A 12875-nucleotide genomic window follows, 5' to 3' on the forward strand; every position below is an offset into this window, starting at 1 on the left:
GGACCGCGCCCGGCCGGTTCGGTTCGTCCAGGGCCAGTCCGGCAGATCGGGGTCGGGCAGGCCGCGGCGTCCAGGGCCAGTCCGGCGGATCGGGGTCGGGCAGGCCGCGGCGTCCAGGGCCTGTACGGCGGATCGCGGCCGCGGGCGTGATCCGCCGGCCGGTCTCCGAGTCCCCTCCGGGCCCTGGCCCCGGCTCAGCCGGCGGCGGGCTGGACGGCTCCGACCGCCGGCGGCGACGGCAGCGGGTTGCCGAAGTAGTCGACGGGACCGGGGTCGATGCCCAGGCTCCGCGGATCCAGGCCGCGGGGCACCGCGCCCTCGCAGCGGGGTTCGAGGTTCTCGGGGCCGGCGCCGTCCGTGACGGGCGCGGTGAGGCCGCTCAGGCACGGGTCGTGGTCGAGGCCGGTCGGACTGCCGTCGAGCGTCTCCTGGCCGGACGCCGTACGCCAGTCGTCCAGGGTCGCGTACCGGCTCAGGCCCCATTCCAGGGCCCAATGACCCGTGCTGTAGTAGTCGTTGCCCTGCAGCCGGAGGGTGCTCTGGCCGTACGCCGACTGCGCCTCGATCAGGGGGCCGCCGTCGGTGGCGAAGATGTTGTTGGCGACGCGCACGCCGGTCATGCCGTCGCGCAGCCGCAGCGCCGGGGGCCGGGCACCCGCCACTTCCGCGGAGGCGAGGCCCGTGGTCCGCATCACGACCGTGTTGTGGTGGATGTCGAGGTTCTTCATCCGGGTGCCGTAGGCGACGATGCCGCCGTACTCGGGGAGCTTCCGCGCGTCGTCCCAACTCATGTTGAAACGGACGACGTTGTTCTTGTGCGCGCCGGTCGGCTGACCCGAGTAGACGAGGAGGCCCGGGCCGTCGTTGCCGTAGGCGAGGTTGTACTGCATGACGGAGTCGGACACGTTGTTGTCGAGGCCGAGGCCGCCGCCGTCGACGTGTGAGCCGGTGCGGTTGTGGTACGAGGTGTTGCGCTCCAGGACCACCCGGGAGGAGTCGTACACCCAGATGCCCTCGGGGCCCTCCTCGGCGTCGGCCGACGACCTCGCGCCGTTGTCGTGCGCCACCGAGCGCATCACCTTCGCGTCCACCACGCTGCCGAGCGAGATGCCGCTCCCGGTGTTGCGCTGGTCGCTCTCCGGGTCGCCGGTGTTGGCGTACGCCTTGACACCTTCGATCCGGAGTCCGGAGTGCGCGTACGCGGGGTGCCCGGCCCGGAACGCGGGGCCGTAGACCACGAGTCCGGTCTCGAGGTTGTCGTGCACGGAGACGTCGCTGATCCGCACGTCGCCGAAGCCGGCGACCGCCTCCTCCTCGGCGCCGACGCTGATGCCGTTCTGGAAGCCGCTCGCCTCCACGTTCGTGATCCTGACGTGGCTGAGCCGGCGGGTGCCCGGAAGGGTGTTGCGCAGCGCGACGCCGACCCCTTCGCGCCGCGCCTTGCGGTCGCCGACGAGAGCGATGTTCCTGACTTCGACACCGGCGGTGTTGTGCACGGTGATGCCGGAGGTCCCGCGTGGGGCGATCGTCGCGCGACCGGCGCCGTACGACTCGATCACGACCGGCTCCGTCGCGCTGCCCGCCTCCTCCTCGTCCAGGGTGATGCTGCCGGCGAACCGTTCGCCGCCCTGGAGCCGGAGGCGGTCGCCCGGCTGGAACCGCGCGCTGTCGGCGTGGTCGAGGGTCCGCCAGGCCTTCGCCGGCGACAGGCCGTCGTTGTCGTCGTCACCGTCGGGGCTCACGTAGAAGGTGAACGGACCACCGGTGGCCGGGCGGGCCGGCCGGTAGACGCCGGGCACGTGTACGTCACACCCGGTCAGCAACAGCAGCAGCGCGGCCGAGACTCCCGTGGCGGCCCTCAGTGTCCGGCTCCGGCTCTCCGCTTTCACGTACACCCCTTAGCTCTGTTCCCACACGACATACCCCCATATGGGGACAGAGTGCCAGAAGAGGTACGCGCGAAACGCCGATGAGGGCACGGCAACCGAGTCACGTACGCGGGCTTTGTGACGCGCGTCTTGCAATCACATGGCTGGCGCCTCCGAATGCTTCCGGCGGAGTGGATCACGGCCACAGAATGACTCGCCATCAGGCCTCTTTCTCCTCCGATCCGGAGGAGTCCCTCAGATCCTCAGAAAGCCACCGCGATCATGCTCAGAACCGGCACACCCCCGCCGGCCCCTCACCCGGCCCCCACCGACCCCCCTCTCCGTGCGGCCGCCACCGCACCGGCGCACGGGAGGGCGGGTTCATGCTCCGCCATGTGACGCGCAAGGCGGCGGGCTGGCTGGCCATGATCGTGATCGCCACCAACGTCACGTACGTCCTGGCCGCCTGGTTCCTCGACCCGAGGTCCAACTACAAGGACACGCGCCCGGTGCGCACCGAGGCGGAGATCGACCAGGCCCTCGCGCCGTACAACCTGGACCCGCGGGTGCCGCTGGTGGACCGGTGGTGGCACTGGTTCAGCGAGGTGGTCCTCCACTTCGACTGGGGCAGGTCGCCCGTGGGAGCGTCGGTCGACTCGGAGATCGGTTTCCGCGTGCTCGTCAGCGGCCAACTGGTCACCGCCGCCACCCTCCTGTCCGTCCTCGCCGGTGTCGCGCTCAGTGTGTCCGGCGCGTCGCGGCAGTACGGCTGGTGGGACCGGATCACGCAGCTGGTGTCGGTGTTCCTCTTCAACATCCCCACCGCCGTCGCCGCGTTGGCCGTCGTCCTCGTCGGGATATGGCTCAACCAGAGCCTCGGACTTCGCTTCCTGTACGTCGCGGGAGAGAAGTCCCCGACCGTCGAGGGGCTGCTGCCGACGGTCGTCGACCGGGTGCAGCACCTCGTCCTGCCGACGCTCAGCCTGACCCTGCTGGGATACGTCGGCTATCACCTGACCCAGCGCACGCTGCTTCTGGACGCCATCGGCTCGGACTTCGTGCGCACCGCGCGGGCCACCGGGCTGACCCGCGCCCAGGCGATCCGCCGCCACGCGCTGCGCGCCTCGCTGATCCCGACCGCGACCTCGGTGGCGTTCGGCATCCCCGCCATCTTCACCGGCGCGGTCATCACCGAGACGGTCTTCGGCTGGAACGGCATGGGCCAGTACTTCATCCAGACCATCGCCAAGAACGACGTGCACGGCACCGTCGCGGTGGCGGCGTTCGGCGCGGCCATGACCGCGCTCGGCGCGATCCTCGCGGACATCGCCGTCGTCGTCCTCGACCCTCGGGTGCGGGTGAGCTGACATGGCCACAACCGTGACGCCGGCTCCGCTCCTGGGCAGCGGCCGGCTGTATGTGCGGCGGTTCGCCCGCAACCGCGGCGCGCTGCTCGGCGTGGGGCTCTTCGTTCTCCTCGTGCTGTTCAGCGTCTTCGGCGGTCGGTTCACCGACTTCGCCCACACCGACGCCGACTTCACCGCACTCACCCAGCCGCCGAGCGCGGCCCACCCCTTCGGCACCAACCAGGGCGGCAACGACGTCTACGCCGAGGCGGTGCACGGGCTGCAGCGTTCGCTGGTGATCGCGGTCGGCGTGTCGGCGCTGACGACCGTGCTGGCCGCGGTGATCGGCGCGGGCGCCGCGTACTTCGGCGGGAGGGTGGAGAAGCTGACCCTGGCGGTCATCCACTTCCTGCTGGTGGTTCCGTCGTTCCTGATCCTCGCCCTGGTCTCGCACCGGCTCGCGGGCGACTGGCGGGTGCTGATCCTCGTGCTCACCGTCTTCGGCTGGATGACGACCGCCCGGGTCGTCTGGTCGCTGTCCACGTCGCTGCGCGAACGCGACTACGTGCTGGCCGCCGAGTTCATGGGGGTGCGGCCGTGGCGGATCGTGGCGCGGCACATCATCCCCAACCTGGGTTCCCTGCTGGTGGTCAACCTGACCCTCGGCGTCGTCGCCACCGTGCTCAGCGAGACGGCGCTGTCGTTCCTCGGTTTCGGCGTGCAGACCCCCGACGTGTCGCTGGGCACCATGCTCGCCGACGGCTCCGGCACCATCACCAGCGCCCCGTGGCTGTTCGCGTTCCCGGCCGGGCTGCTCGTCCTGCTCACCGTGTCGATGACGCTCGTCGGCGACGGGCTGCGCGACGCCCTCGACCCCACTTCGATCTCGGCGGCCTCGGGAGGCGCACGATGACGTTCACCCTGGCCCCGGCCCCCGAGTCGCCGTCCGCCGGCACCGCGTCGACACCGGTGCTCTCGGTGCGGGACCTGCGGATCTCCTTCCCGTCCGAGGCGGGCCCCGTCGCGGCGGTGCGCGGGGTGAGCTTCGACGTGCTGCCGGGCCGGACGCTGGGCATCGTCGGCGAGTCCGGGTCGGGCAAGTCCGCCACCGCGATGGGCGTCATGGGGCTGCTGCCGCCGACCGCCCGGGTGTCGGGCGAGGTCCTGCTCGGCGGCCGCGACCTGGTCGGTCTGAACGACAGGCAGCTGTCGAGCGTGCGCGGCAAGGACATCGGCATGGTCTTCCAGGACCCGCTGTCCGCGCTGACCCCGATCTTCTCGGTCGGACGGCTGCTGTCCGACGCGCTGCGCGTGCACCAGGACCTGACGAAGCAGGCCGCGTGGAGGCGCGCGGTCGAGCTGCTCGACCTGGTCGGCATCCCGGAACCGCACCGCAGGGCACGCTCGTTCCCGCACGAGTTCTCCGGCGGGATGCGCCAGCGCGTCGTCATCGCGCTGGCCATGGCGAACGCACCGTCGGTCATCGTGGCCGACGAGCCAACCACCGCGCTCGACGTGACCGTGCAGGCCCAGATCCTGGACGTGCTGCGGACCGCGCAGGCCGAGACCGGTGCCGGAGTCGTGCTGATCACCCACGACCTCGGCGTGGTCGCCGGGTACGCGGACGACGTCGCCGTGATGTACGCCGGGCGGATCGTGGAACGTGCGGGCGCCGCCGAGCTGTTCCGGCGGCCCACCATGCCTTACACGATCGGCCTGCTCGGCGCGGTGCCCCGCCCGGACGCACCGAAGGACCGTCCGCTGGTGCCGATCGCGGGCGAACCCCCGTCGCTGGTGGGACTTCCGGCCGGGTGCCCCTTCGCGGACCGGTGCCCCGTCGCGCTCGACCGCTGCCGCACGGAGGAACCCGCCGCGGCGCCCGTCGCCGGGCACGGGCAGGTCGCCTGCCTGCGCGCCGAAGAGATCGCGGACGGCCGGCTGAAGGCGGACGCGCTCTTCCCGGCACCGGTCCCGGCCCCGGCCTCTGCGTTGGCTCCGGCTCCGGCCCCCGCCGCGGCACCGGCCCCCGCATCGGCACCGGCCCCGGCCCCCGCCGCGGCACCGGCGGACGGCGCGAGCGGAGTGGACGACGCCGGCGGCGCGGACGGCACCAGCGGCGGGGACGGCACCGGCCTCCCGGGGGACGTGGTGCTGCGGGTGTCGGGGCTGAGCAAGACCTTCCCCGTCACCAAGGGCGCGTTCCTCAAACGGCGCGTCGGCACGCTCCGCGCGGTCAGCGATGTCGGATTCGAACTGCGGGCCGGCGAAACCCTGGGTCTGGTGGGCGAGTCCGGCAGCGGCAAGACCACCACTCTGCTGGAGATCCTGCGGCTCAGGCCACCGGAGAGCGGCCGGATCGAGGTCGTGGGCACGGATGTCGCCGCCCCCGGTTCGGCCGACCGACTGCGGGAGCTCCGCGGCGCGCTGCAGATCGTCATGCAGGATCCGATGGGCTCCCTCGATCCGCGGCTCACGGTCTTCCAGCTGCTCGCCGAGCCGCTTCAGGCGGTCGGCGCCGACCGGGCGGCGATCCGGGCCCGGGTGGCCGAACTCCTCGGCCTGGTCGGCCTGGACGCGCCGGTGGCGGACCGCTTCCCGGCGGCCCTGTCCGGCGGGCAGCGCCAGCGCGTCGGCATCGCCCGCGCCCTGGCGACCCGGCCGCGGATCGTGGTCCTGGACGAACCGGTCTCGGCCCTGGACGTGTCCGTGCAGGCGGGTGTCGTCAACCTGCTCGCCCGGCTCAAGCGCGAGCTGGGCCTGGCGTATCTGGTCGTCGCGCACGACCTGGCCGTGATGCGGCACTTCGCCGACCGCATCGCGGTCATGTACCTCGGGCACATCGTCGAGACCGGCAGCACCGAAGCCCTCTTCGACGCCCCTCGGCACCCGTACACCGAGGCCCTGCTCTCGGCGATCCCGGTGCCCGACCCGGAGCGCGAGCGCTCCCGCCGGCGGATCGTGCTGGAGGGCGAGCAGCCGAGCGCGTCGAACCTCCCGCAGGGCTGCGTCTTCGTCGACCGCTGCCCGCTGTACCGGCTGCTCGACGACCGGCTGCGGGACCGATGCCGCACCGAACGGCCCGTCCTCGGCCCGGCGACGCCCGGCTCCGGCCACCGCCACGCCTGCCACGCCCGCTGACCGCGGGCCCTTCTCGCAGACCCCACGTCGACACCGCACCCCTGGTGTCGCGAACCAGCTCAAGGAATGAGGATCCACTCCGTCATGCGATCGAGAATCGCCGTCCCCGCGGCCGCCCTCACCGCGGCCCTCACTCTCGCCGTCTCGGCCTGCAGCCCCTCCGGCTCCGGCGGCACCGGCGCCGGCTCCGCCTCCGGCAAGGGCGCGACCCCCAGCGCGGCCTCGGCGAAGGTCGACTACAACCCGCAACCCTACGACAACGTCAAGGACGGCGGCACCTACACCACCGCGGGCACCATCGACGACCAGGGCAACCCGTTCAACGCCAACGCGACGCTCACCGCCAAGCGGGTCTGGTTCTGGTACAACCCGGACGTCATCACCTACTCCCCCACGGGCGAGGCGCAGTACAACCCGGACTACCTCAGCGACGTGAAGGTCGGCGTCACAGGCGGCAACCAGCGGGTGGTCCTCACCCTCAACCCCAAGGCCACCTACAACGACGGCACGCCGATCGACTGGACGGCCGTCAAGGCCACCTGGCAGGCCAACAACGGCACGGACAAGAAGTACAACGCGGCCGACACCGAGGGCTACAGCCACATCACCTCCGTCACCCGCGGCACGGACGACAAGCAGGCCGTGATCGAGTTCAAGGGCGCCGCCCCCTGGTGGTCGAGCCTCTTCACCACGCTCCTGCACCCCAAGGCCGCCACCGTCGCCCACTACAACGACGCCTACGTCAAGAAGGTCCACCCCGAGTGGGGCGCCGGCCCGTACACCGTCGGGACGTTCGACGCCAAGGGCGGCGACCTCACCTTCGTACGCAACCCCAAGTGGTGGGGCAAGAAGGGCAAGCTCGACAAGCGGGTCTACGTCAACCTGGAGTCGGCCGCCGCGGCCAACGCCTTCAAGAACGGCCAGATCGACTACACCTCCGCCGGCGACGCCGAGGGCCTGAAGCGGCTCAGCGGCGTGCAGGGCACCGAGATACGGCAGGGCGGCAGCCCGTTCGCGTACTCCTTCTACGTCAACGCCAAGTCGCCCAACCTGCAGGACGTCCAGGTCCGCAAGGCGCTCCTGGAGAGCATCGACCGGACCCAGATCGCCAGGATCCAGTTCCAGGGCCTGGGCGGCTACAGCGAGCCCCTGCCCGGCTCCCTGCTGCTCTTCAGCTTCCAGAAGGGCTACTCCGACAACGTCGGCGCCGTGGTCAAGCACGACCCGGAGGAGGCCAGGAGGATCCTGGACGCCGCCGGCTGGAAGCCCGGCAGCGACGGCATCCGCGAGAAGGACGGCAGGAAGCTCACCGTCTCCTACACCCTGCGCGGTGACGACCCGCTGGAGAAGGCCACCGCCGGCGCCCTCGTGCAGATGCTCAAGCCGGTCGGCATCGAGGTCGCCCTCAAGAACTCCACCGACGCCGACTTCGCCAAGATCCTCGCCGACCGCAGCTTCGACATCTTCCTCGTCGGCAACCGGTCCTCGGACCCGTTCGGCGCCCGCTACCTGTGCGAGTTCTACTGCACCGACAGCGCCTCCAACATCGTGAGCATCGGCTCGCCCGAACTCGACAAGGAGATCCACGCCGCCTCCGCGATCGCCGACCCCGACCAGCAGATCGCCCGGGCCAACGCCGTCGAACGCAAGGCACTGGCGCAGTACGGCTACCTGCCCCTGTTCAGCGGCCCGTCCATCTACGGCGTCAAGAACGGCCTGGCCAACGTCGGCGCCACCATCTTCGGCACCCCCTTGCCGGAGACCGTGGGCTGGCAGAAGTAGCCGCTCCTGAAGCCCGGAGCACCTGTACGGGACCGGGGCGGGCAGGTCGCAGGTGCGCGGCCCGCCCGCCCCGTACGAGCGCCCCGTACGCCCGCCCCGCGCCGCGCTTCAGTGCGCCTGCGCGTACAGCTCCTCCACCAGACGGGCGACGGCCTCCGGCTCGCGCAGCGTCGGGTAGTGGTCCGAGGCGGCGAGGCGGGCAAGTCGGCAGCCGGGGATGCGCGCGGCCATCTCCTCGTTGCAGCGGACGAGTTGCGGGCGGTCCAGCTCGCCGAGCGCGAGCACCGTCGGCACCGCGATCTCGCCGAGCCGGTCGAAGGCGGGCGGATCGGTGCGCTGACGGCCCACGTTGGCGAACCAGGCGGGCAGCACGGCCCTGAGGTACGCCGCCGCGACGGGGTCGGACTCGGGGGTGCCGCCCGCCGCGCGGCCCCACAGGCCGAGGCCGAGCCGGACGATGCCCTGCGTGTCGCCGGCCTCGGCGAGACGTGCGAGCTCCTTGTAGAACTCCTCCTCGTCGAGGTCGTATCCGCTCACGCCGGGCACGAACAGCGCGAGCCCCGCCACCCGCTCCGGCGCGTCGAGCGTGAGGCTCAGCGAGGCGGCGCCGCCCATGCTGGAGCCGACGAGCACCGCACGGTCCAGGCCGAAGTGGTCGAGGACGGCGGCGAGGTCGCCAGCGGCGGTGTACGACGTGACGGGCGCCGGGGACCGGCCGTATCCCCGCGCGTCGTAGCGGATCAGCCGCTGCCGCCCGGTGAGCGAGGCGAGCACCGGGTCCCAGATGGTGGAGTCACCGACCCCCGGATGGACCAGGACCATCGGCAGCCCGTCCCCTCCCGTGTCCTCCGCCCAGACCTCGCCGCCGTCGACCCGCACCATGGTTTCCATGCGCCCAGTGTGGTCGGCGGCCGGGGCCACCCGCCAGCCACGAACCGGTCGTGTCGGCGTCGGGGGGGCGCAGCGGCCGGGACGGCGTCAACAGCGCGCTGCGGCGGGCCGGGCCCCCGGGCAGCGGCTCTCGGCTGATGACGGCCCGCGCGCGGATCTGGAGCGCGTGTCCGTCGTGCGGACCGGCGCCGCGATCCTCGCGGCGTACCGGAGGGCGGTGCGCTGACGGTTCTCGCCGTCCCCGTCTTCGGCGGCTTCGCCGATACCATCGCCATCGTTCGCCGGGGGCCGTACGTTCCGCGGCGGCCCGGGCGCGGCGAGGGAGAGACTGTGGCAGGGAAGCGTCCGGGAGAGAAGCGGCCGGCGGGTTCGGGGCCGGTGGGGATGGTGCCGTGGCGGTTCGTGCTGTGGTTCGGCACGGTCAGTCTGCTCGCCGATTTCGTGTACGAGGGGGCTCGCTCGGTCACCGGGCCGCTGCTCGCGTCGCTGGGCGCGACCGCGCTGGTCGTCGGTGTGGTCACGGGCGCCGGAGAGGCGGCGGCGCTCGGGCTCCGGCTGGTCTCCGGTCCGCTGGCGGACCGCACCCGCCGCTTCTGGGGCCTGGCCATCGCCGGCTACGCCCTGACGGTCGCCTCGGTGCCACTCCTTGGCGTGGTCGGGACGCTGTGGGTGGCCTGCGCCCTGGTGATCGCCGAGCGGGTCGGCAAGGCGGTCCGCTCACCGGCGAAGGACACCCTGCTGTCCCACGCCACGGCGGCCACGGGACGGGGGCGCGGCTTCGCCGTGCACGAGGCGATGGACCAGGTCGGCGCGCTGGTCGGGCCCCTGCTCGTGGCCGGTGTGCTGGCACTGACCGGCGGCGACTACGGGCCCGCGCTCGGCGTGCTCGCCCTGCCCGGCGTCGCGGTGCTGGGCGTCCTGTTCTGGCTGCGGGCCCGGGTGCCGGATCCCGAGGCGTACGAGCGCGAGGCGTACGAGCGCGAGGCGGCCTCCGCGGCCGGCTCGGCCGGCTCGGCCGGCTCGGCGCCGGATCGCGGGGCGGGGGACGCGCGACTGCCGAGGGCGTTCTGGTCGTACGCCGCGTTCACGGCCGCCACCACGACCGGGCTCGCCACCTTCGGCGTCCTCTCCTTCCACCTGGTCCAGCGGCACCTGCTCGCCGCGACGTGGGTGCCGGTGCTGTACGCGGCGGCGATGGTCGTGGACGCCGTGGCGGCGCTGGCCACGGGCTGGCTGTACGACCGCCACGGCCCCCGCGTGCTGATCGCCCTGCCGGTGCTCACGGCGGGCGTGGCGCTGCTGGCGTTCACCGACACGCTGGGCATCGCGGTCGCGGGTTCGCTGGTGTGGGGCGCGGCCATGGGCATCCAGGAGTCCACCCTGCGCGCCACGGTCGCGGACCTGGTGCCCAGCGGCCGGCGGGCGACCGCGTACGGGCTGTTCGCCGGCGTGGTCGGCGCCGCGAGCCTGGCCGGCGGCGCGCTGATCGGCGGTCTGTACGGCTACTCGATCCCCGTACTGGTCGCCGTGGTCGTCGCTGTCCAGGTGCTCGCCGTGGTGCTCCTGTTCGCCACCCGCGCGTCGCGGCGCTGATTCCGCCGGTGCCTCCGTCCTCATCCGGTCGGCCCATCGGCGTCGCTCGTCGCGCTGACCGCGCGGCGCGCCGCCGTGGCAGCGCCGGAGACCACCGGCCGTAGTGGTGCGGGAAGAAACACTCGATCCGCCGGAGAGCCCCATGCGTCAGCGCCGCTTCGAGAAGGACACCTCGACCATCTCCACTTGCTGCGACGCCCGCGCCGCGGCCTGGCCGCCCGCGCTCACCACGGGCGCGGCCACTGCCGCCCACGGCGCCGACCAGGCCGAGCTGTCCACCACCAGGCGCACCGACTTCGAGGGCGACACGTCCCAAGCGAAGCCGACGGCGAGGAGTCCGACGACTTCGGCGCCAAGTGGTACGTGGTCAGCCCGGGCGGCGACAAGGTCGAGGGTGACTGATCCGATGACGGGCGACGAGCACGCGATGCCCGAAGGGACGCGTCGCGGGCGGGTGGTACGGGGCGTGCTCTGGGCCCTGCTGCCGGTCGCGGCGGCGGTCGGCGTGTACTGGTACGGACGCGCGCACACTCCCGCGTACGGCACCAGCCTGTTCGGCGCGCGCTTCGACGACGCCCAGCAGGTGAAGTCCGAGCTCGGCACCGCCCTCCTCGGCCTCGCGTCGATCCAGCTGCTGCTCGCCCTCTGGCTGTACGGCCGGCTGCCCGGCCTGGGCCCGGCGCCCCGACCCGTCGGACTGACCCACCGGCTCGTCGGCCTCGCCGCGTTCCTGCTCTCCCTGCCGATCGCCCGCCACTGCCTGGTCGCCTACGGCGTGCAACTGACCGACGCCCGCACCGCCCTCCATTCGCTGAGCGGCTGCTTCCTCTACGGAGCCTTCGTCGCCAAGGTGATCGTCGTCCGGCACCGCCGGCTGCCGGGCTGGGCGCTGCCCGTGGCCGGCGGCGCCCTCGTCCTGGCGATCGCACTGCTCTGGTACACAGCGGCCCTCTGGTACCTGAACGGCGCCGACGCGCCGGGCTTCTAGCGTCCGGCGCAACAGCTCCACGATCGATTGTCAGTGGTGGGTGAGACGGTAGGAGCATCCAGTCGGAAACGAGGGGGAGCTGCCCGTGTCCGGGAATCAGAACTACATCAACCACGTCGCGCTTGTGCTGGACGCCAGTTCGTCCATGTCGCACCTGAGGAACAAGGTCGTCGAGGTCGCCGACCAGCAGATCGCGTACCTTGCCCGCCGGTCCAGGGAGCTGGACCAGGAGACCCGCGTCACGGTGTACGTCTTCGCCGACAAGGTGGAGTGCGTCATCTACGACAAGGACGTGCTGCGGATGCCGTCGCTGAAGCAGCTGTACCGGGTCGGCGGGATGACGGCTCTGCTCGCCGCCGCGCTGAAGTCGCAGCAGGAGCTGGCCCAGACCGCCCAACTCTACGGCGACCACAGCTTCCTGACGTTCGTCCTCACCGACGGACAGGAGAACGCCAGTCACCGCTGCGCCGACGCCCCGGCCAGGAATCCGCGTGAACTGGTGGCCGCCGTGGCGCAGATGATCGAGACGCAGGAGGACAACTGGACGCTGGCCGTGCTGGTGCCGGACCAGATGGGCAAGCGCGAAGCCGTCCAGTGCGGGTTCCCGAAGGACAACATCGCCATCTGGGACGCGACGAGCACGCAGGGACTGGAGGAGGCCGGCCAGGTCATCCAGGAGGCCACCGAGAAGTTCATGGTGGGGCGCACGAAGGGCATCCGGGGAACGCGAGCCGTGTTCTCCATGGGCGCGGAGACGGTCAACAAGGACACCATCAAGGCGGCGGGCCTCACCCCGGCGAAGCCGTCGGAGTATCAGCTGATCCCGGTCACCCGTGACGCCGGCATCCGCGACTGGGTCGTCGAGAGCGGACACACGTACCGGACCGGTGGCGCGTACTACCAGCTGAGCAAGTCCGAGAAGATCCAGGCGCGGAAGCAGATCGCGGTGCTTGAGAAGAAGACGGACCGCATATACACGGGCCCCGAGGCCCGGGCCCTGCTCGGCCTCCCGGACGTCGAGGTCCGCGTCAAGCCCGACCACAACGACGACTTCACCATCTTCGTGCAGAGCACCAGCGTGAACCGCAAGCTCGTGGCGAACACGCGGCTGCTGCTGATGATCTGACGGAGGCGTGTGCGCCCGGGGTGGAGCCGGGCGCTGCGGGGGGCCACGGCCTGCTCGCACGCCGCACCGCCGGCTGCCGCCCGGGTCGCCCCGAGCAGGGCGTGAACCGTCGGCCCGGGGCGGTCTCCGGCCCGGGCCGCCAG

General features: G+C 72.1%; 10 protein-coding genes. 7 read left to right on the forward strand and 3 right to left on the reverse strand.

The genetic code is table 11. From position 1 onward, the window contains the following. Positions 1–194 precede the first annotated feature (194 nt). Positions 195–1889: a right-handed parallel beta-helix repeat-containing protein gene (locus ACWEJX_RS35800; RefSeq protein WP_451611591.1), complete on the reverse strand. Its 1695-nt coding sequence runs from the start codon at positions 1887–1889 to the stop codon at positions 195–197. A gap of 362 nt (positions 1890–2251) precedes the next feature. On the opposite strand from ACWEJX_RS35800, the gene ACWEJX_RS35805 reads away from it, so the two are divergent. The 4 genes from ACWEJX_RS35805 to ACWEJX_RS35820 all read left to right on the forward strand — a co-directional run bounded on the left by ACWEJX_RS35805 (position 2252) and on the right by ACWEJX_RS35820 (position 8134). Further along, entirely contained in the window at positions 2252–3235 is a 984-nt protein-coding gene (locus ACWEJX_RS35805) for an ABC transporter permease (protein WP_451611592.1), read from the forward strand. Position 3236: 1 nt separating this feature from the next. Next, entirely contained in the window at positions 3237–4127 is an 891-nt protein-coding gene (locus tag ACWEJX_RS35810) for an ABC transporter permease (protein ID WP_451611593.1), read from the forward strand. Further along, positions 4124–6352 (forward strand): dipeptide ABC transporter ATP-binding protein, encoded by a 2229-nt coding sequence (locus tag ACWEJX_RS35815; protein WP_451611594.1) that lies wholly within the window; start codon positions 4124–4126, stop codon positions 6350–6352. The genes ACWEJX_RS35810 and ACWEJX_RS35815 overlap by 4 nt, the downstream gene beginning before the upstream one ends. An 84-nt stretch (positions 6353–6436) precedes the next feature. Further along, entirely contained in the window at positions 6437–8134 is a 1698-nt protein-coding gene (locus ACWEJX_RS35820) for an ABC transporter family substrate-binding protein (protein ID WP_451611595.1), read from the forward strand. A gap of 108 nt (positions 8135–8242) precedes the next feature. On the opposite strand, the gene ACWEJX_RS35825 is transcribed toward ACWEJX_RS35820, so the two are convergent. Continuing rightward, entirely contained in the window at positions 8243–9025 is a 783-nt protein-coding gene (locus ACWEJX_RS35825; protein ID WP_451611596.1) for an alpha/beta fold hydrolase, read from the reverse strand. Between the two features lie 330 nt (positions 9026–9355). Between ACWEJX_RS35825 and ACWEJX_RS35830 the strand changes: the two genes are divergently transcribed. Beyond that, the gene (locus ACWEJX_RS35830; protein ID WP_451611597.1) at positions 9356–10618 is read left to right on the forward strand and encodes an MFS transporter; all 1263 of its coding nucleotides are present in this window, start codon (positions 9356–9358) and stop codon (positions 10616–10618) included. A gap of 147 nt (positions 10619–10765) precedes the next feature. On the opposite strand, the gene ACWEJX_RS35835 is transcribed toward ACWEJX_RS35830, so the two are convergent. After that, positions 10766–10927, reverse strand: a complete 162-nt coding sequence (locus tag ACWEJX_RS35835) for a hypothetical protein (RefSeq protein ID WP_451611598.1) — start codon at positions 10925–10927, stop codon at positions 10766–10768. A gap of 97 nt (positions 10928–11024) precedes the next feature. Here ACWEJX_RS35835 and ACWEJX_RS35840 point away from each other — a divergent pair, with 97 nt between their 5' ends. Beyond that, the gene (locus ACWEJX_RS35840; protein WP_451611599.1) at positions 11025–11606 is read left to right on the forward strand and encodes a DUF6529 family protein; all 582 of its coding nucleotides are present in this window, start codon (positions 11025–11027) and stop codon (positions 11604–11606) included. An 85-nt stretch (positions 11607–11691) separates the two neighbouring features. After that, positions 11692–12732: a vWA domain-containing protein gene (locus ACWEJX_RS35845; protein ID WP_451611600.1), complete on the forward strand. Its 1041-nt coding sequence runs from the start codon at positions 11692–11694 to the stop codon at positions 12730–12732. Positions 12733–12875: the final 143 nt, after the last annotated feature.

The organism is Streptomyces sp. NPDC004788 (genome assembly GCF_053601115.1).